Origin of the sequence: Amorphus coralli DSM 19760, from assembly GCF_000374525.1 — a bacterium.
GTDB lineage: Bacteria > Pseudomonadota > Alphaproteobacteria > Rhizobiales > Amorphaceae > Amorphus > Amorphus coralli.
This window is the reverse complement of sequence record NZ_KB894575.1, coordinates 365,638-385,509: the sequence shown is the minus strand read 5'-3', so window position 1 is coordinate 385,509 and position 19,872 is coordinate 365,638. Positions and strand designations below refer to the sequence as shown.

The 19,872-nt window shown below is 68.0% G+C and carries 19 protein-coding genes, 1 tRNA gene and 1 riboswitch; of the genes, 12 read left to right on the top strand and 8 right to left on the bottom strand.

Annotation, left to right across the window (positions count from 1 at the left end; all coding sequences use genetic code 11):
- Positions 1–69: 69 nt before the first annotated feature.
- On the top strand, positions 70–1,221 hold the full coding sequence (locus C507_RS0116810) for an acetate/propionate family kinase (RefSeq protein ID WP_018700886.1): 1,152 nt from the start codon (positions 70–72) through the stop codon (positions 1,219–1,221).
- An 89-nt stretch (positions 1,222–1,310) separates the two neighbouring features.
- Here the strand turns inward: C507_RS0116810 and C507_RS0116805 are convergent.
- Positions 1,311–1,385: transfer RNA gene (locus C507_RS0116805), tRNA-Gly, on the bottom strand.
- 146 nt (positions 1,386–1,531) lie between these two features.
- Here C507_RS0116805 and C507_RS0116800 point away from each other — a divergent pair.
- Complete coding sequence (locus tag C507_RS0116800) at positions 1,532–2,353, top strand: ion transporter (RefSeq protein ID WP_018700885.1); 822 nt, start codon at positions 1,532–1,534, stop codon at positions 2,351–2,353.
- Positions 2,354–2,377: 24 nt separating this feature from the next.
- Here the strand turns inward: C507_RS0116800 and C507_RS0116795 are convergent, their stop codons facing one another.
- A complete protein-coding gene (locus C507_RS0116795) occupies positions 2,378–3,469 on the bottom strand; it encodes a 2'-deoxycytidine 5'-triphosphate deaminase (protein ID WP_018700884.1) in 1,092 nt (363 codons plus the stop codon).
- 95 nt (positions 3,470–3,564) lie between these two features.
- Positions 3,565–3,644, top strand: a riboswitch (SAM riboswitch).
- An 83-nt stretch (positions 3,645–3,727) separates the two neighbouring features.
- On the opposite strand from C507_RS0116795, the gene C507_RS0116790 reads away from it, so the two are divergent.
- Complete coding sequence (locus C507_RS0116790) at positions 3,728–4,948, top strand: O-succinylhomoserine sulfhydrylase (protein WP_018700883.1); 1,221 nt, start codon at positions 3,728–3,730, stop codon at positions 4,946–4,948.
- A gap of 52 nt (positions 4,949–5,000) precedes the next feature.
- Here C507_RS0116790 and C507_RS0116785 read toward each other — a convergent pair whose 3' ends face one another.
- Positions 5,001–5,627: a CDP-alcohol phosphatidyltransferase family protein gene (locus C507_RS0116785; RefSeq protein WP_018700882.1), complete on the bottom strand. Its 627-nt coding sequence runs from the start codon at positions 5,625–5,627 to the stop codon at positions 5,001–5,003.
- A gap of 189 nt (positions 5,628–5,816) precedes the next feature.
- Here C507_RS0116785 and apaG point away from each other — a divergent pair, with 189 nt between their 5' ends.
- Positions 5,817–6,209, top strand: coding sequence for a Co2+/Mg2+ efflux protein ApaG (gene apaG / locus C507_RS0116780; protein ID WP_026319183.1), 393 nt, complete (start codon positions 5,817–5,819; stop codon positions 6,207–6,209).
- Positions 6,210–6,382: 173 nt separating this feature from the next.
- Here apaG and C507_RS0116775 read toward each other — a convergent pair whose 3' ends face one another.
- Entirely contained in the window at positions 6,383–6,796 is a 414-nt protein-coding gene (locus C507_RS0116775; RefSeq protein ID WP_018700880.1) for a tellurite resistance TerB family protein, read from the bottom strand.
- Between the two features lie 248 nt (positions 6,797–7,044).
- On the opposite strand from C507_RS0116775, the gene C507_RS0116770 reads away from it, so the two are divergent.
- A complete protein-coding gene (locus tag C507_RS0116770) occupies positions 7,045–8,712 on the top strand; it encodes a lysine--tRNA ligase (RefSeq protein ID WP_018700879.1) in 1,668 nt (555 codons plus the stop codon).
- A gap of 22 nt (positions 8,713–8,734) precedes the next feature.
- Here the strand turns inward: C507_RS0116770 and C507_RS0116765 are convergent, their stop codons facing one another.
- Together C507_RS0116765 and C507_RS0116760 are read right to left on the bottom strand one after the other, a co-directional pair.
- Complete coding sequence (locus C507_RS0116765; protein WP_018700878.1) at positions 8,735–9,595, bottom strand: thermonuclease family protein; 861 nt, start codon at positions 9,593–9,595, stop codon at positions 8,735–8,737.
- On the bottom strand, positions 9,595–10,236 hold the full coding sequence (locus tag C507_RS0116760) for a S24 family peptidase (RefSeq protein ID WP_018700877.1): 642 nt from the start codon (positions 10,234–10,236) through the stop codon (positions 9,595–9,597). The genes C507_RS0116765 and C507_RS0116760 overlap by 1 nt, the downstream gene beginning before the upstream one ends.
- Positions 10,237–10,489: 253 nt before the next feature.
- Here C507_RS0116760 and C507_RS0116755 point away from each other — a divergent pair, with 253 nt between their 5' ends.
- Both C507_RS0116755 and C507_RS0116750 read left to right on the top strand, forming a co-directional pair.
- On the top strand, positions 10,490–10,840 hold the full coding sequence (locus C507_RS0116755) for a DUF952 domain-containing protein (RefSeq protein WP_018700876.1): 351 nt from the start codon (positions 10,490–10,492) through the stop codon (positions 10,838–10,840).
- Complete coding sequence (locus C507_RS0116750) at positions 10,837–11,931, top strand: quinone-dependent dihydroorotate dehydrogenase (protein ID WP_018700875.1); 1,095 nt, start codon at positions 10,837–10,839, stop codon at positions 11,929–11,931. The genes C507_RS0116755 and C507_RS0116750 overlap by 4 nt, the downstream gene beginning before the upstream one ends.
- A gap of 30 nt (positions 11,932–11,961) precedes the next feature.
- On the opposite strand, the gene C507_RS0116745 is transcribed toward C507_RS0116750, so the two are convergent.
- Positions 11,962–13,086, bottom strand: a complete 1,125-nt coding sequence (locus C507_RS0116745) for an NAD(P)-dependent alcohol dehydrogenase (RefSeq protein ID WP_018700874.1) — start codon at positions 13,084–13,086, stop codon at positions 11,962–11,964.
- A gap of 244 nt (positions 13,087–13,330) precedes the next feature.
- A complete protein-coding gene (locus C507_RS0116740) occupies positions 13,331–14,365 on the bottom strand; it encodes an aspartate-semialdehyde dehydrogenase (protein WP_018700873.1) in 1,035 nt (344 codons plus the stop codon).
- A gap of 360 nt (positions 14,366–14,725) precedes the next feature.
- Between C507_RS0116740 and C507_RS0116735 the strand changes: the two genes are divergently transcribed.
- The 5 genes from C507_RS0116735 to C507_RS0116715 all read left to right on the top strand — a co-directional run bounded on the left by C507_RS0116735 (position 14,726) and on the right by C507_RS0116715 (position 19,851).
- Complete coding sequence (locus C507_RS0116735) at positions 14,726–15,370, top strand: DUF4760 domain-containing protein (RefSeq protein WP_018700872.1); 645 nt, start codon at positions 14,726–14,728, stop codon at positions 15,368–15,370.
- A 280-nt stretch (positions 15,371–15,650) separates the two neighbouring features.
- A complete protein-coding gene (typA, locus tag C507_RS0116730) occupies positions 15,651–17,474 on the top strand; it encodes a translational GTPase TypA (protein ID WP_018700871.1) in 1,824 nt (607 codons plus the stop codon).
- Positions 17,475–17,643: 169 nt separating this feature from the next.
- The gene (locus tag C507_RS0116725) at positions 17,644–18,189 is read left to right on the top strand and encodes a GNAT family N-acetyltransferase (protein WP_051089795.1); all 546 of its coding nucleotides are present in this window, start codon (positions 17,644–17,646) and stop codon (positions 18,187–18,189) included.
- Positions 18,190–18,571: 382 nt separating this feature from the next.
- On the top strand, positions 18,572–19,117 hold the full coding sequence (gene ppa, locus C507_RS0116720; RefSeq protein WP_018700869.1) for an inorganic diphosphatase: 546 nt from the start codon (positions 18,572–18,574) through the stop codon (positions 19,115–19,117).
- 146 nt (positions 19,118–19,263) lie between these two features.
- Entirely contained in the window at positions 19,264–19,851 is a 588-nt protein-coding gene (locus C507_RS0116715) for a TetR/AcrR family transcriptional regulator (RefSeq protein WP_018700868.1), read from the top strand.
- Positions 19,852–19,872 lie beyond the last annotated feature (21 nt).

The following is a 19,872-nucleotide window of genomic DNA, read 5'->3' as shown; positions in this document are numbered from 1 at the left end:
CGCGCCGGTCGGTCGCATATCTGCAATGCGGCCGGGCTATCCGCTCAGGACATCAACGAAGAGGGCTCCATGATCCTGACCGTCAATGCCGGCTCGTCCAGTCTCAAGGTGGCCCTTTACGAGCGGGGAGGGGGCGAACCGGTTCGCGTGGCCTCCGCCATGGTCGCGCGCATCGGCCACGAGGCGGTCCTGTCCATCGCCGGCGAGGGCACCGAGAAATCCAGCCGGCCGGTCGAGGCGGCGGACCACACCGAGGCGCTGGCCCGTCTCGTCGAGGCGCTGGCGCCCTACCAGGGCGAGGCACCGCTCTCCGTCGTCGGCCACCGCATCGTGCATGGCGGCACCACCCTGCACGAGCCGCGCGTCCTCGACGCCGGGCTGCTCGCCGAACTGGCGAAGCTGGAGCGCCTGGCGCCGCTGCACCAGCCGATCAATCTCGCCTGCGTGCGGGCCGTGGAGGCGCTGGTGCCGGGCGCGGTCCAGGTCGGCTGCTTCGACACCGGCTTCCACCACACCATGCCCTGGGCCCAGACCGCCTTCGCGCTGCCGCCGCGCTATTATGACGAAGGCCTGCGCCGCTACGGCTTTCACGGGCTCAGCTACACCAGCGTGTCGCGCAGCCTGGAGAAGAGCCATCCGGCGCTGCATGCCGGGCGCGTGGTGGTCGCCCATCTCGGCAACGGCGCCTCCGCCTGCGCCATGAAGAGCGGCCTCGGCCAGGCCACCACCATGGGCTTTTCCACCCTCGACGGTCTCGCCATGGGCACCCGTTGCGGCCAGATCGATCCCGGTGCGCTGATCCATCTGCAGCGCGCCTACGGCATGGGCCTAGAGGAGCTGGAACGGCTTCTCTACCACGACAGCGGGCTGATCGCGCTCTCCGGCGTCGGCGCCGACATGCGCGACATCGAAGCCGCCGGCACCGAGGCGTCGGAACGCGCCATCGACTATTTCGTGGCCCGCGCGGTGCGCGAGATTGGCGGCCTGGTGGCGGTGCTGGGCGGGCTCGACGCGCTCGTCTTCTGCGGCGGCATCGGCGAGAATTCGGCCCGGGTGCGGGCCGAGATCGTCGCGGGTCTCGGCTTCCTCGGCCTGGAGCTCGATCCGGTCGCCAACGACCGCAACGCCGGAACCATCTCCCGCGGGCCGACGCCGGCACTCGTCATCCCCACCGACGAGGAGGCGGTCATCGCCGAGGCCTGCGCCCGCCTGACGGCCTGAGGGGCGACCCGGCGGTCGGCAACCGACGCGACGCCGCGCGGCACGGTGCGTGCCGTGCTCAGTGGCCGGGATCTGTCAGGGAAGGGGGGTGGAGCGGGCGATCGGGATCGAACCGACGACATTCAGCTTGGGAAGCTGACGTTCTACCACTGAACTACGCCCGCGAAGCGTCCTGAAAAGAGCGCTCTGGAAGGGTCCTGTCAAGCGCATTAGATGAGGGGTCGCCGCAGCCGTCGTTATGGGCGTGTCATCGACCGCCGACGCCGGCTTCGCCCCGCCCCGACCGTCATCCGCCCGACGAGCCCGCCTGATGCGCCAGCGCCTGAAGACCCTCCTCGAAAGCTCCACCTGGGAGTGGTTCATCGCGGGCCTCATCATCTTCAACGCCATCGTGCTGGGCCTGATGACCTGGGAGGACGCGACGTCCGCCGCCGGGCAGCTTCTCGCCTTCCTCGATGTCGCGGTGATCGCGATCTTCGTGGTCGAGATCGCCGCCCGGCTCTACGTGCACCGGCTCAAATTCTTCCGCGATCCCTGGAGCCTGTTCGACTTCGTCGTGGTGGCGATCGCGGTGGTGCCCAGCCAGCACGGCCTGTCGGTGCTGCGGTCGCTCAGGATCCTGCGGGTGCTGCGCCTGATCTCCGTGGTGCCGTCGCTGCGCCGTGTGGTCGGCGGCCTGATCGCCGCGCTGCCGGGCATGGGCTCGATCGTGCTGCTGATGACCATCATCTTCTACGTCTTCGCGGTGATGGCGACGAACCTCTACGGCGCGTCGTTCCCCGAATGGTTCGGCACGCTCGGCGCGTCGGCCTACTCGCTGTTCCAGATCATGACGCTGGAATCCTGGTCGATGGGCATCGTCCGGCCGGTGATGGAACAGTATCCGATGGCCTGGGCCTTCTTCGTGCCGTTCATCATGGCGACGGCCTTCACCGTGCTGAACCTGTTCATCGGCATCATCGTCTCCGCCATGCAGCAGGAGCACGAGGCGGCGCTGGATGCCGAGCGCCAGGTGCTGCACGACGAGCAGGCGCAGATCGCCGAGGAAATGCGGGCGCTCAGGCGAGAGATCTCCGGCCTGCGTGGGGAAATAGCCGCAGCCCGGCCGGCGGAGGCGTCGTCCGACGCCTGAACGCTCCGCCCGGCGCTTGGCCCCTTAGCCCGCCCGGAAATGCTTCGACAGTTTCAGCCCCTGGGCCTGGTAGTTGGAGCCGAGGCCGGCGCCATAGAGCGTGTCCGGCAGCTCTCCCATCCGCTCGTAGACCAGCCGGCCGACCACCTGGCCGTGGTCGAGGATGAACGGCACCTCGTGGCTCCTGACCTCAAGCACGGCGCGCGCGCCCGCCCCGGACGTGCCGTGGCCGAAGCCGGGATCGAAGAAGCCGGCATAGTGGACCCGGAATTCGCCCACCAGCGGGTCGAACGGCACCATCTCCGCCGCGCATTCCGGCGGCACCTGCACCGCCTCGCGCGACACCAGGATGTAGAACTCGTCGGGATCCAGGATCAGGCCCCGGCCGGGCCGTACCGTCACCGGGTCCCAGAAATCGGCGACGTCGTAACCGGCCTTGCGGTCGACGTCGATGACGCCGGTGTGGCGCTTGCCCCGGTAGCCGACGAGGCCGCTTCCGTCGGTGCTCTGCAGGTCGATGGAGAGCTGCAGCCCGTCCTCGATCAGCGCGTCTCCCGGCGTCACCAGCGGCTCGCGATCGTGCAGCGCCTTCAGCGCGGTATCGGTCAGCGTGGCATTGCCGCGCCGGAAACGGATCTGCGAAAGCCGCGACCCGGCGCGCACCAGGACGGGGAAGGTCCGCGGCGAGATCTCGGCATAGAGCGGCCCGGTATAGCCGGCGGGCACCCGGTCGAAGGCGCCGGCCCGGTCGGCGGTGACGCGGGTGAAGACGTCGAGGCGGCCGGTGGAGCTCTTCGGGTTGGTGGAGGCGGAGATGTCGGCCGGCAGCGCCAGCCGCTCCTGCAGCGGCACCACGTAGACGCAGCCGGTTTCCAGAACCGCGCCCTGCGTCAGGTCGATGGTGTGCAGCGTCACCTCGGCCAGCTTGTCGGCCACCGGCCCGTCCGGGCCCGGCAGGAAGCTTGCGCGGATGCGATGGGCGACGGTGCCGAGCCGCAGGTCCAGGCTGGCCGGCTGGATCTGGTCGGCATCGAAAGGCCGGTCGCAGGCGATGGCGCCGCTGTCGGAAAGCGCCGCGATGGCCTGTCTCGGCAGGATGCCGGCTTCGTCCTGCATGATCCGTCCGCCCTTTGTCTGGCCGCGCCCGGCCTGTCGTCTTCCTGACCTAACCGAAGTGCGCATTGACGCCAAGGAAACTGCGGCGTAAAGACCTTTTGTCCCGTGGTCATTTGAGCCGGCCGGCTTGCAGCCACGTTAAACAAGTCGCTAAAAAGGCCGGGCGAGGTACGCCCCGGTCGCCCCCGACCGGGTTTTTTTGTGCCTGCGGTCCGGCTCTTGCTTGCCCGGCGCCGGGTGAACTCGAAAGGAAGTGCCATGTCGTCTTCGTCGCTGCCCTCCGATGTCGGTCCGTCCACCCGCCTCGTGCATGGCGGCGTCGAACGGTCCCAGTTCGGCGAGACCTGCGAGGCGCTCTACCTGACCCAGGGCTTCGTCTACGAGAGCGCCGAGGCGGCGGAAGCCCGCTTCGCCGGCGAGGAAGACGGCTACGTCTACTCCCGCTACGGCAACCCCACCGTCACCATGTTCCAGGACCGCATGGCGCTTCTGGAAGGCGCCGAGGCCGCCCGGGCCACCGCCAGCGGCATGGCGGCGGTCACGGCAGCCATGGTCGCCTGTACCAAGGCCGGCGATCACGTGGTCGCGTCGAAGGCGCTGTTCGGCGGCTGTCGGTACGTGGTGGAGGAATTCCTGCCGCGCTTCGGCGTCGAGGCGACGCTGGTCGACGGGCCGGACGTGGAGGCCTGGAAACAGGCCGTCCGGCCCAACACCACGGCGCTCTTCACCGAGACCCCGGCCAACCCGACACTGGCGCTGGTCGACATTCCGGCGGTGGCCGAGATCGCCCACTCCGTCGGCGCGCGTCTCGTGGTCGACAACGTCTTCGCAACCGCCATGCACCAGGCGCCGCTGAAGCTCGGCGCTGACGTGGTGGTCTACTCCGCCACCAAGCACGTCGATGGCCAGGGCCGCTGCCTGGGCGGCGTCATCCTCTCCGACGAGGAATGGGTGACGGAAAAGCTGGACGTCATCCTGCGCCAGACCGGCCCGGCGATGTCGCCCTTCAACGCCTGGATCATGCTCAAGTCGCTGGAGACGTACCCGCTGCGCATCCGTCAGCAGACGGCGAGCGCGACGGCCGTTGCCGATGCCATCGCCGATCATCCGCGCGTTGCGCGGGTCATCTATCCCGGCCGCGCCGACCACCCGCAGGCCGACATCGCGCGCAAGCAGATGACCGGCGGCGGCACGCTGATCGCGCTGGAGATCGCAGGCGGGCGCGACCCGGCCTTCGCCTTCTCCAACGCCCTCAACGTGGTGAAGATCTCCAACAATCTCGGCGACGCCAAGAGCCTCATTACCCATCCCGCCAGCACCACCCATCAGCGCCTCACCGACGAGCAGCGTGAGGAACTGGGCATCGGGCCGGGCCTGCTGCGGCTGTCCATCGGTCTGGAGGACGAGGCCGACCTGATCGCCGACATGACCCAGGCGCTCGACCGCGCCGGCAAGAAGGCGTCTGTCAGCTTGGGTTGACCCGAGCAATCCCAGGAAAAGTGCTCTTGCGGTTTTCCGTTCGGGATTGCGGTTAAAGGGACTCCCTCCCGGCTTCGGCCAGAACCCGCGCCGCCATGATCAGCCGCGCTGTCGCCGAGATCCCGCAGACGGCCGCAAAGGTCCAGGCGATGGCCGGAAACCAGGCCGGCACCAGGCACATGAGCACGAAGGCGGCGATGGTTTCGCCGCCTTCGGCCAGCCCCCCCAGGTAGAACAGCGACTTCTGGCCCTGCGCGCTGGTCTCGATGCCGCGCCGCTCCGCGAAGATGGCGAAGGCCAGGAAACAGGCGCCGTTGGCATAGAAGGACAGAAGCAGCGCGGCGGCGGCCAGCGCGTTGTTCTCCGGGTCGGCAACGGCGAAGGCGAACGGGACCGCCCCGTAGAAAAAGAAGTCCAGCACGATGTCGAGGAAGCCGCCGCGATCGGTCTTGGCGGTGGCCCGCGCCACGGCGCCGTCCAGCCCGTCGGCGACCCGGTTGAGCGCGACGAGGGCCAGTCCCAGCGTGTAATGTCCGAACGCGATGGCGACGGCCGCAGCCAGCCCAAGCGCGAAGCCGCCCAGCGTGATCGCGTCCGCCGGCAGGCCGGACGCGGCAATGCGGCGGCCGGCGGCGGTCAGCGGCGGGTCGATCAGGGAGCGCAGTCGGGCATCGAACATGCAAGGTGGGCCGTTGCGGTTGGTGGGGCGCCGGGCGCACACCGTTGACGTTCATCGAAGCCGGGCGTAGAGCGCCACGCAAGTCTCGTGTGCTTGAATGCATCGTGAGAACGGGGCCGCCGCCTCTCGTCCGCGCGTTTGCGCGGTCAACAGGCGGTCGCTCCCCACAGGGATCAGTTCAAGTTGATGATGTACGAAACCACCACGCGCAATCTCCGGATCACCGTCAATCCGCAGTATCTGGAGGATGAATCGGTGCCGGAAGAGCAGCGCTTCCTCTGGGCCTACACGATCGAGATCGCCAACGAGGGCCGCGAGACGGTGCAGCTCGTCAACCGCTACTGGCACATCACCGATGCGGTCGGTCGGGTGCAGGAGGTGCGCGGGCCCGGCGTGGTGGGCGAACAGCCCGTGCTCGCGCCGGGCGATGCCTACACCTACACGTCCGGCTGTCCGCTGCCGACGCCGTCCGGCTTCATGGTCGGCGCCTACGAGATGGAAACGTCGGACGGCGAGCGGTTCGAGGCGGACATCCCCGCCTTCTCCCTCGACCTGCCCGACGCCCAGCCGACGCTGAATTAGGCTATTCCCTCACGCCGAGTTCGCTTCGCTCACCGGCTCCGGGAGGGCGGCCTGACCGGCCGGCGGACGGTCGTCCGCTGGTTGGAGGGAAGCGGCGGGGCGGAGATTGGCTGAGGGCGAAGTCGGCCCCAACGCCGCTGACCACGGGCGCGCCGGGTCCGGCAAGCGGATTTTCAGAGCGTCCGGTAGCGCGCCCGGGCGCCGCGCTCGATGGCGGCGGTGGTGAGCTTGTCGAGGTTCAGCCGGTCGCGCAGCATGGCCAGAAGGCGCAGTTCCTCCGGCTCCACGTGCAGGTCGGCGGCGGCCACCTCGACGCCCAGCGCATAGGCGGTCTCGTAGAGATGCGCCGGCAGGCAGGTGCGGACCAGTTCCAGAACCGTTTCCAGCCCGTCATTTTCCTGCAGGATCTCCGCGCAGATTTCCGACGAGCCCACGAGCTTGTGCTCCTGGTAGTCGCGGAACACCGGCGTCGTGCGGACGATCTCCCCGATGCGCTGCAGTTCCGCGTCGGTCATCGTGCGGTCCACGGCGGACATGGTGACCATGACGTAGATGAGGGCGTCGTGATGGGAGATCGGCTGGTTCATCGGAGGGTCTCGCGAATGAGGGGTCTGCGCACAGCGCGGGCCGCACCCTAGAATATGCGCGACGGGGATTAAATCGTCCGGAGACAGAAAATCGCCCCCGAAAGGCGGAATTCGGCGCTTTTGCCCGCGCAGAAGAATTGACCCGCCTCCCGAAGGTGCCTAGTTCATCGGCCCGGACCGGGCGGCTTGGACCGCGATGCGGCGCGCGCCTGTCCCCTTCTTCATCCGAACACCGAGAAAGACCCGTCATGACCGTCCCTGCCGTTCCCGCCGATCTGACCGAGGAGATCGTGGCCGCGGCGACGGAGGGCAAAGCCTGGCCGTTCGAGGAGGCGCGCAAGATCATCGCGCGGCTCGAGCGCAAGGGCGGCAAGGACGAGGTTCTGTTCGAGACCGGCTACGGCCCGTCGGGCCTGCCGCACATCGGCACCTTCGGCGAGGTGGCGCGCACCACCATGGTGCGCCACGCCTTCCGGGTGCTGACGAAGGACGCCATCCCGACCCGGCTCCTGTGCTTCTCCGACGACATGGACGGCATGCGCAAGGTGCCGGAGAACGTGCCGAACCAGGAGAAGCTGGCGGAAAGCCTGCACCTGCCGCTGACCCGGGTGCCGGACCCGTTCGGCACGCACGAGTCCTTCGGCGCCCACAACAACGCCCGCCTGCGCGCCTTTCTCGATGCGTTCGGCTTCGACTACGAGTTCGCCAGCTCCACCGACTACTATCTGTCGGGCCGCTTCGACGACATCCTCATCCGCGTCGCCGAACGCTACCAGGCGATCATGGACGTCATGCTGCCGACGCTGCGCGAGGAACGCCAGGCGACCTACTCGCCCTTCCTGCCGATCTCGCCGTCGACCGGCCGCGTCCTCTACGTGCCGATGAAGCAGGTGAACGCCGCCGACGGCACCATCACCTTCGACGACGAGGACGGCACCGAGATCACCATGCCGGTCACCGGCGGCAACGTGAAGCTTCAGTGGAAGCCGGACTTCGGCGCCCGCTGGGCGGCGCTGGACGTCGACTTCGAGATGTTCGGCAAGGACCATCTCTCTAACCAGCCGGTCTATGACCGGATCTGCTCGGTGCTCGGCGGCGACCCGCCCGAGCATTTCGTTTACGAGCTGTTCCTCGACGACCGCGGCGAAAAGATCTCCAAGTCCAAGGGCAACGGGCTGACCATCGACGAGTGGCTCACCTACGCCTCGCCGGAGAGCCTGTCGCTGTTCATGTTCCAGAAGCCGAAGACGGCGAAGCGGCTCTATTTCGACGTCATTCCGCGCACCGTGGACGAGTATTTCGCCCACCTCTCCGCCTTCGGGCGCCAGGACGCGGCCGGCCAGGTCAACAACCCGGTCTGGCACATCCACTCCGGCCATCCGCCGGCGGTGGAGATGCCGGTGTCGTTCGCGCTGCTCCTCAACCTCGTCTCGGCATCCAACGCGGAATCGGCCGACGTGCTGTGGGCCTACATCTCCCGCTACGCGCCGGACGTCACGCCGGAGAGCGCGCCCGAGCTCGACGCCCTCGTCGGCTACGCGATCCGCTACTTCGAGGATTTCGTCCGGCCGAAGAAGGTGTTCCGCGCCCCCGACGAGACCGAGCGCCAGGCGCTGTCGGAACTCGACGCCAAGCTCGGCACGCTCGCCCCCGACAGCGATCCCGCCGCCATCCAGGACGCCATCCTCGACGTGGCGCGCCAGCACGAGCGCTATCTCGATCCCAAGCGCAAGGGGCCGGACGGCGGCCCCGGCGTGTCGGGTGTCTGGTTCCAGGCGCTCTACGAGACGCTGCTTGGCCAGGAGCGGGGGCCGCGTTTCGGCTCGTTCGTGGCGCTTTACGGCATCGACGAGACGCGGGCGCTGATCGCCAAGGCGCTGGCCGGCGAGCTCGCCGCGGCGACGCCTTCGGCGTAACTCTGCCCGGTTGCGGGTCCCACTACTGCGCGGTGGGCGGCAGCGGCCGCCACAGGCCGCGCTTCTGTTCCTGGGCGATCCAGGACAGCACCTTGAGCCGGTCCGGGGCGCCCTCGGCCGGTTTCGCCCAGCCCTGCGACACGAGCCAGCCGGCGATGTCGGTGCCGCCGACCGAGCAAGTCGCCTCGAACGGCCCCTTCGGCCCGTGCTGGCCTTCCGGATCCTCGGCCTCGGGCGACGACAGCAGGCGCGCCGTCTCCTCGTCCACCGCCAGGCATTCGATGGCCCGGGCGCGCACCAGCTGGCGCAGCGCCGTGCGGGCGCGCAGCTCGCAGCTCCACGCCACCGGCGAACCCTCCTTGCAGGCCTCGAAGGTGGTCGGCCCCTCCACGCTGCCGATGGTCAGCACCGTGCCGGAGGCGTCGATGGTGGTGGCGTCCTCCACCACCACCAGATGGTAGCGCACCGGCTTCGGCGGCAGCGGCGGCGGCGGCTCCACCGAGCTCGGCAGCCGCTGCAGCGGCGCGGCGATGTCCGGGCTGCGGGTGATGCGGTTGGAGGAGACGTCGCGCACCGCGCGCTCGGGCTCCAGCGCGGCGGTGTCCACGCCGACGGCCGGGTCCACCGGATCGTATCCGACGCTGCCCTGGCGCTTCGGCTCCACGCCGCCCCAGTCCGATGGCACCTGTGGCTCGTCTTCCGGCGCGCTGAGCGGCAGCGATTTCATCTTCTGCACCACCGGCCCGAAGACGGTGTCGTCGAGCAGTAGCAGCGGCAGCACGCTGGCGGCCGCGGCCCCCACCACCACGAGCGCGTAGATCGCCCGGGAAACGGTGTCCGACCGGCGCGGCCCGCGCCCGGTATAGCCGGGAGTGTACGCCATCACTGACTCGCCCAAAGGATCCGCGCCATCCACTCGATGGCGGCAAGCGGCACGATCCTGTCGGGGTGATCCGGGTTGAGCGAGGTCAGCTCGATCTGCTTCGGGGTGCGCCGCTGCAGGATCTTCGCCATCACCTCGCCGTCGGACGTCTTCACCACCACCCGGTCGCCGCGCCGGATCGTCGCCGCGCGCGAGACGATCAATACGTCACCATGGCGGTAGAGCGGAAGCATGGAGTCGCCCGAAATCTCCAGAGCGTAAACGGGCTCGTCGCGGCGCTCGGGAAAGGCGATCTCGTCCCAGCCGGTACCGACCGGGAAGCCGCCATCGTCGAAGAAGCCGCCAGCGCCCGCTTGGGCGAAGCCAAGCAGCGGTACCGCCCTCGGCGTCGGCAGCGCGTCGCCCACCGTCGTCATCCGGACGTCCGCGAAGAACTCCGACAGGCCGGACCCGGTGGCCTCCAGCACCTTGGCGATGGATTCCGTCGAGGGCCAGCGCGGCCGGCCGTCGCCCGCGGTGCGCTTCGACTTGTTGAAGGTGGTGGGATCGAGGCCGGCGCGGCGCGCCAGACCGGAAGGGGTCAGCCCGTGGCGCTCGGCAACACGGTCGATAGCTGCCCAGACCTGCTCGTGGGTGAGCATCGCGGGTCCTCACTCCGCCGCTTGGGGCGGATGCCGGCCCGGGGATGTCCCCGGGGAAAGAGAAAGGAAAACATACCTAGGCCGCACCCTAATCCCCGCTGCCGCTTGAGTCCAGAACACGATGCGGGACAAACTTGCGTTCTCCTTGCCTCGGCTTGAACGCCCGCCCCGTCAGAAGCTACGGTCCGGCCGCGCTTCGGCCGTGTCCGGCGCGGGCGCAATGCTGCGGGGAACGGCTTTCTGGAGACCGGCCATGCCGACACCGACGACCGTCTACAAGATCGTGGAGAAGGACGCCTGGGCGGCGGCTGAGGCCGAGGGCGTCTACCGCGGCGCGCCGGTGGATCATGCCGATGGCTTCATCCACTTCTCCGCCGCCGACCAGGTCATGGAGACGGCCGGCAAGCATTTCGCCGGCCAGGATGGGCTGCTGCTCGTCGCCGTTCCGGCCGCGGCCCTTGGGGCCGATCTGAAGTGGGAGCCGTCGCGCGGCGGCGCGCTCTTCCCGCATCTCTACGCGGACCTGCCGGTTTCTGCGGTGGCTTGGGTGAAGCCGCTGCCGCTGTCGCCGGCTGGCCACGTCTTTCCGGAGCTCGACGCATGATCCAGGGCCTCGCCACCGCCGCCCCCGCGCTGCTGCGCCGGCTCGATCCGGAGCGCGCCCACCGGCTGACCATCAAGGCGCTGGAGACCGGCCTCGCCCCGGCCGAGCGCATTCCGCAGGATGCGGCGCTGGCGGTCTCCGCCTTCGGGCTCGACTTTCCCAACCCGCTGGGCATGGCGGCCGGCTTCGACAAGGACGCCGAGGTGCCGGGCCCGCTTCTGAAGCTCGGCTTCGGCTTCGTGGAGATCGGCACCGTCACGCCGCTCGCCCAGCCCGGCAACCCGAAGCCGCGCATCTTCCGCCTGCATCGCGACCGCGCGCTGATCAACCGGCTCGGCTTCAACAATTCCGGCCACGCCGCGGCCCACACCCGCCTTGCCGCCCGCCGCTTCCAGGGCATCGTCGGCGTCAATATCGGGGCCAACAAGGTCACCCATGACCGCGTCGACGACTATGTGCGCGGCATCCGCGCCTTCGCTGACGTGGCCTCCTATTTCACCGTCAACATCTCCTCGCCCAACACGCCGGGCCTGCGCGACCTGCAGGGCGCTGAGGCGCTGGACGAACTGCTCACCCGCACGCTCGCCGCCCGCGACGAGGCGGCGGCCGTCGGGCGACGCGTGCCGCTGCTGGTCAAGGTGGCCCCGGATCTCGACGAGATCGGCATCGACGCGATCGCCGAGGCGGCGCTGCGCCACGGCATCGACGGTCTGATCGTTTCCAACACCACCATTGCCCGCCCGCCGCTCCAGGATGTCCGGGTGGCGGAAGAGACCGGCGGCCTCTCCGGCCGGCCGCTGTTCGAGCCGTCCACCGTCGTGCTGGCGAAGATGGCGCAGAGGATCGACGGGCGGATGCCGCTGGTCGGTGTCGGCGGGGTGTCGTCGGGGGAGACGGCGTTCGCCAAGATCGCCGCCGGGGCGAGCCTGGTGCAGCTCTATACCGGGCTGGTCTACGAGGGAGGGCCGCTGGTGGGCCGCATCCTGCGTCATCTCGGCGAGGAGGTCCGCCGTCGCGGCTTCACCTCCATCGCCGACGCCGTCGGGTGCGAGCGCGACGCCTGGGCCAGCGGCGAGGCGGCCGGCCGCTGACCGGCCGCTTCTGCCAGGCGCGCGTCTCGCCTATTGCGGCATTCGCAGGATCGGCTTGATGGTGCGCCCGGCTTCGGAATCCTCCACCGCCTGGTTGATCTGGTCGAAGTCGTAGAACTTGACCAGCTTCTCGAACGGAAAGCGGCCCTGACGCTGCAGTTCCACCAGGTGCGGAATGAAGATCTGCGGCACGCTGGAGCCTTCCACGATGCCCATGATCCGCTTGCCCGGGATCATCACGCTGTTCACGTCGAAGCCCGCCTCGACACCGAGTTTCGGGGCGCCGACGATGCCGCACGTGCCCATGGTGCCCAGTGCGTCGACCGCCTGACGCAACACTTCGGGGATGCCGCTCGATTCCAGCGTGTAGTCGGCGCCGCCGCCGGTGATCTCGCGGATCGCCTCCACCGGATCGGTCTCCTTGGAGTTGATCGTGTGCGTCGCGCCGCAGTCCTTCGCCAGCTCCAGCCGGTTCGGCTGAACGTCCACGGCGATGATGGTGGTGGCACCGGCGACCTTGGCCGCCATCACCGCGCTGAGGCCCACCGCGCCGGCGCCGAACGAGGCGAAGCTCTGGCCTGCCCCGACCCCGAGCGAGTTCAGTACCGCGCCGGCACCGGTCTGGATGCCGCAGCCCAGCGGACCGAGCAGCTCCAGCGGGGCGTCCGCATCCACCTTCACCAGGTTGCGCTGGTGCGCGATGGCGTAGGTGGAGAAGGAGGACTGTCCGAAGAAATGGTCGTGGATCGGGTCGCCGTCCCGCTCCGCGACCGCCGTCGAGCCGTCCTTGCGGCATCCGCCGAAATTGAGGGCAAAGAAGTCGTCGCAATGGCAGGGATGGCCGCTCTGGCAGGGATGGCAGATCCCGCACGACATGAAGCTCATGACCACGTGGTCGCCAGGCTCAAAGGCCGTCACGGCGTCGCCGACGGCCTCCACGATGCCGGAGCCCTCGTGACCCAGAACCACCGGCAGCGGCGTCGGGTAGTACTGGTCGCGGATGATCAGGTCGGTGTGGCACATGCCGGCGGCGACCACGCGCACCATGACTTCCAGCGGTCCCGGCGCACCGAGCCTCAGGTCTTCCAGCGTGAATTCGGCCCCTTCCTCGCGGATCACGGCGGCCTTGATGTCGCGGGCGACGGAGTGGTTCATCGAGCGTGCTCCCTGTGTAGCGCGTCTTCTGTCCCGTCGCGGTCAATCGCCGGCGGGGCGAACGCGTTCCATCGTTGGTCGGTCCATAGTGGGGAGCAAAGCACCGGGAAGACAACCCGGCGTGGCGACAGGCTGCGCGCTGCCCGGTTGGATGGCCCTAAATGCAAAAGGCGGCCGTTGCCGGCCGCCTTCGCGTTGCATGCAATGAGGGGCGAGCGTACCGCCCGCCGGGAAGCCCGGAGCCTCAGGCGGCTTCCTTGCGCGGCGTGACCAGCTTGCGGTTCACCAGCAGCTCGGCGATCTGGACCGTGTTCAGCGCCGCGCCCTTGCGCAGATTGTCGGAGACCACCCACATCGACAGGCCGTTCTCCACCGTGATGTCCTCGCGGATGCGGCTGATGTAGGTCGCGTCCTCGCCGGCGGCCTCGTAGGGCGTCACGTAGCCGCCCGGCTCGTGCTTGTCGACGACCAGACAGCCCGGCGCCTCGCGCAGGATGTCGCGGGCCTCTTCGGCCGTGATCGGATTCTCGAATTCCAGGTTCACCGCCTCGGAATGCGAGATGAACACCGGGATCCGCACGCACGTCGCCGACAGCTTGATGGCCGGGTCGAGGATCTTCTTGGTCTCGACCACCATCTTCCATTCCTCCTTGGTCGAGCCGTCTTCCATGAAGACGTCGATCTGGGGGATGGCGTTGAAGGCGATGCGCTTGGGGAACTTCTCCGCCTGGATCGGATCGGAAACGAACACCGCCCGCGTCTGGGTGAACAGCTCGTCCATCGCGTCCTTGCCGGCGCCGGAGACCGACTGGTAGGTCGCCACGACCACCCGCTTGATGGTGGCGGCGTCGTGCAGCGGCTTCAGCGCCACGACGAGCTGCGCCGTGGAGCAGTTCGGGTTGGCGATGATGTTCTTCTTGGTGAAGCCCTCGATGGCGTCGGCGTTCACTTCCGGCACGATCAGCGGCACGTCCGGATCGGTGCGCCACTGCGAGGAGTTGTCGATGACGACCGCGCCGGCCTTGCCGATCTTCGGGGCCCATTCCTTGGCGATGGCGCCGCCAGCCGACATCAGGCACAGGTCCACCTGGCTGAAGTCGACGTGTTCCAGCGCCTCCACTTTGAGCGTCGTGTCGCCGTAGGAGACCTCGGTGCCCTGGCTGCGGCGGGACGCGACCGGGATGACCCGGTCCGCGGGGAAGCCGCGCTCGGAAAGGATGTCCAGGATTTCCCGGCCGACATTGCCTGTCGCGCCGACGACTGCGATCACGTAGCCCATTGAATTGCTCATTTTCGTCGTGTGTCCGTTCGCGCGGCAGTCGCCCCCACCAAGGGCGGGCCGGAACGGCAGACGCGCGTTTACCGCGTCTGGTGGCCAGTGTCCACGCGCCGCCGCTACCCGCGTCCGCTCGCGTCTTCTGATTTGTCAGCGCGTACGTGATCGAACATGCTGACGCCGGGCATCGCGAAGCCGTTGAATAGGACGCGGCCAACGCCATATCGATCTGGACGCGGCTGGACGGAAAACCGAATTTACGTTGACACCTGAAGTGGTTTTTGGTCCAATTTCTTCAAGCTTGGGTTCCTCCATCAGGGAGACTCTCCAATGAATCTCGGGGAAGGCGCACGGGATTAGGCCGTGCACTGTTCGGAACAATCGTTCGAGGCGGCGCAGACGATCATCGTTTGCGCCGCCTCTTCTTTTGGATGGATGTCTCTTCTCACGCCCGTCATTCTGATCGCGTCACTCTGCGTTGCGATTTTCGGCGTGCGGTCGGCGCGGGCGTCGGCCCGCCAGCGTGCCACGCTGGACATGATCGAGAAGGTCGAGTCCACGCCGCACTATCGCGGTTTGCATTCGGTCTTTTCTTATCACCGTCGGCAGAGCTCCTTTTACCGGCTGCACAATCCCAGAGAGGAAAAGGACCGGCAGGAGCGCCAGGCGGTTCTCGACTACCTGAATCACTACGAACTGGTGGCGATCGGCATCTGCAACAGGATTCTCGACGCGGACTTCTATCGCGACTGGATGTTGGGTCCGTTCGTTCGCGACTGGAACGCGGCGGCCGAATTCATTCAGCGGGAGCGATGGAAATGGGATGTCGCAAAGGGGGAGTGGCGCTACCACGGACCGCTATTCAGAAACTTCCAGACACTGGCTTGCAGATGGAGTTCGCAAGCTATTGTCTTGGACGAGGCATACTCACCGCCTCCCGATGCACCGTCCGGTCCCGGCGATGAGGCCTACCCCGTTCCTCGCAATGAGGATGGGGAGACGTCTTGACCCTTCGGCGCGAGGGCCCGCGTCGCCGCGCGGTTTTGCCTTTCCCCGTGGCCGCTGATCCGCTATGCATCCTGCGCTGCAGCACGCGCGAAGGACGCGCGCGGTGCCGGCGACCCGTTCCTCCAGCCGCGTGACCGACCCGACGACCGTTTTCCTCCCGGTGCGGTGCCTCGCTGGCGGTTTCTGGAACGAAGCGGCCACCACTCGACGCATACCAAGATCCTCCCGAGCCGACATCGCGGCCGTGCACGCTTGGGAGCGGATCCAGACGGACACTTTCATGACCCTGCGCAACATCGCCATCATCGCCCACGTCGACCACGGCAAGACCACGCTGGTCGACCGCCTCCTGCAGCAGTCGGGCACCTTCCGCGAGAACCAGCGCGTCGCCGAGCGCGCCATGGACTCCAACGACCTGGAGCGCGAGCGCGGCATCACCATCCTCGCCAAGGTCACCGCCGTGACCTGGCAGGACACCCGCATCAACATCGTCGACACGCCCGGCCACGCCGACTTCGGCGGCGAGGTGGAGCGCATCCTGCACATGGTGGACGGCGCCATCCTGCTCGTCGACGCGGCCGAGGGGCCGATGCCGCAGACCAAGTTCGTGCTCGGCAAGGCGCTCAAGGTCGGGCTGCGCCCGATCGTGGTGATCAACAAGATCGACCGTACCGACCAGCGCCACGAGGAGGTCCTGAACGAGGTCTTCGACCTGTTCGCCGCCCTCGACGCCGACGAGGACCAGCTCGACTTCCAGGTGCTCTACGGCTCCGCCAAGGAAGGCTGGCTGGCCACCGAGCCCACCGGCCCGAAGGATTCCATCGCGCCGCTTCTCGACATGGTGCTTCAGCACGTGCCGACCCCGCCGGTGGAGGAGGGGCCGTTCCGGATGCTCGCCACTACCATCGAGGCGCATCCCTTCCTCGGCCGCATCCTCACCGGCCGCATCCGCTCCGGCGAGGTCGTGCCGAACATGGCCGTGAAGGCCGTCGATCGGGACGGCACCGTGGTGGAAAGCGGCCGCATCTCGCAGGTCCTGTCCTTTCGCGGCCTGGAGCGCGTGGCGGTGGAGACCGCCAGTGCCGGCGACATCGTCGCGCTGGCCGGCCTGCAGACCGCGACCGTGGCCGACACGCTCTGTCATCCCTCGGTGCCGGAGCCGATCGAGGCGCAGCCCATCGATCCGCCGACCGTCTCCGTGACCTTCCGCATCAATGACGGGCCGCTGTCGGGCCGCGAGGGCGACAAGGTGCAGAGCCGCGTCATCCGCGACCGTCTCCTGAAGGAAGCCGCCGGCAACGTCGCGCTCAAGGTTGAGCCGGGCGAGGACGCCGATTCCATGATCGTGTCGGGACGCGGCGAACTGCAGCTCGCCATCCTGATCGAGCAGATGCGCCGCGAGGGCTTCGAGCTCACCGTGTCGCGCCCGAACGTTGTGTTCCAGCGCGACGAGACCGGCGCCCTGCTCGAGCCGGTGGAGGAAGTCACCATCGACGTGGATGACGAGTTCTCCGGCGCCGTCGTTTCCAAGCTGTCCGAGCGCAAGGCGGAGATGCAGGAGATGCGGCCGTCGGGCGGCGATCGCGTCCGCCTGGTCTTCTATGCCCCGACCCGCGGCCTGATCGGCTACCAGTCGGAGCTTCTCTCCGATACGCGCGGCACGGCGGTGATGAACCGCGTGTTCCACGCCTACGAGCCGCACAAGGGCGACGTCCCGACCCGGCACACCGGCGTGCTGATCTCCAATTCCGAGGGTGAGGCGGTGGCCTACGCCCTGTGGAACCTGGAGGATCGCGGCCCGATGATGATCGATCCTGGCGCCAAGGTGTACGAGGGCATGATCGTCGGCGAGCACACCCGGGGCAACGACCTCGAAGTGAACGTCATGAAGGGCAAGCAGCTCTCCAACGTGCGCTCCTCGGGCAAGGATGAGGCGATCAAGCTCACGCCGCCGATCCGCATGACGCTGGAGAAGGCGCTGGCCTTCATCGCCGATGACGAGCGCGTCGAGATCACCCCGCAGTCGATTCGCCTGCGCAAGGCCATTCTCGACCCCAACGACCGCAAGAAGGCGGAGCGGGCCAGCAAGGCCGGCGCCGCCTGAGCGGCGATCTCGACGGGCCGCCGGCTCGTCCACAGCCGGGTGAACACGCCGGCTTCGCAAGGATTTTCGCCTCCCCCGACGGGCGGCGGACCGGTGCTCAAAGCCCGCGGCAGAGATGTCGCGGGCTTTTCTCTTTTCCCGCCGCGAAGGTCGGGCTACCCTTCCTTTCATGAAGACGGGTTCGATCGGCATAAGACGGGCTAGGCTCGTGGATGCTGCGGCCATCGCAGAGGTCCACGACGACGCTTGGCGCTATGCCTATCGCGGCGTCCTGCCGGGGGCGGAACTTGAGCGGATGATCGCCCGCCGCGGCCCCGCGTGGTGGGAGCGGGCCATCCAGCGCCGCGTCTCCATCCTGGTCCTGGAAGTGGGTGACGAGGTGCGCGGCTACGTCACCTTCGGCGCCAGCCGGGCCCGCAGCCTTCCCTACAAGGGCGAGGTCTACGAACTCTACATCCAGCCGGAATATTCCGGGCTCGGCTTCGGCCGGCGCCTGTTCGATGCCGCGCGCACGGCGCTCGCCAACGAGGGCCGGCGCTCCTTCGTGGTCTGGGCGCTGTCGGACAACGAGGCGGCCTGCAACTTCTACAACCGTCTCGGCGGCCGCGCGGTGGCCACCGCCGAGGAGACGATCGGCACCGCCAACCTGCCCAAGATCGCCTTCGGCTTCGCCGCCCGCCACGCCCGCCAGGGGGGCTCGCGCAGCGCCTCCTGAGCCTGCGCGAAATCGCGCACGATCGCGCAAAACTGCGCAGGGTTCGCGCAAGTCACGCCTGCGCATGCTGAGATCCGCGCGGGGGCGATGGCGATGTCTGGAATGACCCTTTCGATCAATGGCTTGCGCAGGCACCCGTGCCTGTGTTGCGCGGACACGGGTGCGCGGCTGCGCGTCCGAGGTCTGCGCGCGCCGGATTTGACATGGCTCCATGCGCAGGGCCGACGAAGGCGCTATCGGCGTTCACGCTGGCCGTAAAAAGGTCCCCGTCGCCCCTTGTCCGTCAGGGGGAGGCATGGTTGAAGGCAACGCGAGCGGTGGGATATTGCAGTGCGACACGGCGTTGCTGCAGCCGGCCGTAGAACAACAAGGTGACACCAACATGCGTATCGAGGCGATCCCCGCCGGATCCAATCCGCCCAAGGACATCAACGTCATCATCGAGGTTCCGGTCGGCGGCGAGCCGATCAAGTACGAGCTTCACAAGGAATCCGGCACGCTCTGGGTCGACCGGTTCCTTTACACGCCGATGCGCTATCCGGGGAATTACGGTTTCGTCCCGCACACGCTGGCCGACGATGGCGATCCGCTGGACGTGATCATCGCCAACCAGCGTCCGATCGCGCCGGGCGCGGTGATGAACTGCCGCCCGATCGGCGTGCTGATGATGAAGGACGAGGCCGGCGCGGACGAGAAGATCATCGCAGTCCCGACCACCAAGCTGACCAAGCGCTACGAGAACGTGCACAGCTACGAGGACCTGCCGAAGATCACGCTGGATCAGATCGTGCATTTCTTCGAGCACTACAAGGATCTCGAGCCCAACAAGTGGGTCGAGGTGACCGGCTGGGAAGGCGCGGCGGAAGCCGAAGCGATCATCGAGCGCTCCATCCGCCAGGGTGCAGCCGACGAGAAGGCCGGCGGCTAGCAGCCGCCACAACGGGGCGGGCCGCCGGTCCGCCCGTCTCTTCTGGTCTTCACATCATTTGTGATTGTGCGATGCACCAGGTGCATTGACGTAATCTCGCCGCCCGATTAAATAACCGTCCGGTTGGATATAAATCGGATGGAATGATGGGTCGCAAGCGCACCATAGATCGCGAGTCAGTCCTCGACGCCGCCCAGTGCGTCGTCCAGCGTGACGGCGTCGCACGCCTGACCCTCGACGCCGTGGCCGCCGAGGCCGGCATCTCCAAGGCCAGCGTTCTCTACGACTACAAGTCCAAGCCGGCGCTGATGCGGGCGCTGGTGGAACGCAAGATCGCCGCCGAGGAGGCGCGCGTGGGTGCAATCCGCGATGCGCTCGGGGACACGCCGGACGTGGCCGTGCGCACCCGCATCGCCGCCGCCTCGGACCCGGCGACCGAGGACGATCAGGCCTTTACACTCTGCCTCGCTGCCGCAATGGCCCAGGACAGCGATCTGCGCCAGCCGATCTGCAGCACCGTCGGTGGCGCGATCTCGGAAATCCGCGAAACCTCTAAGAACCCGAATGGCGCTCTCCTCGCCTTCCTGGCGCTGGAGGGGCTCAAGCTCATGGAATATTTCGGCGTCCACCGGTTCGATCCGGAGCACCGGAAAGAACTCGTCGAGGAGATCGGCTGGCTGGTCGAACAGTCTCCCGGCCGCGTCCCGCTCGTGGCGCCGAAGAAGGTCGCCTGAGGTCGCTCCCTCACCCCCGTT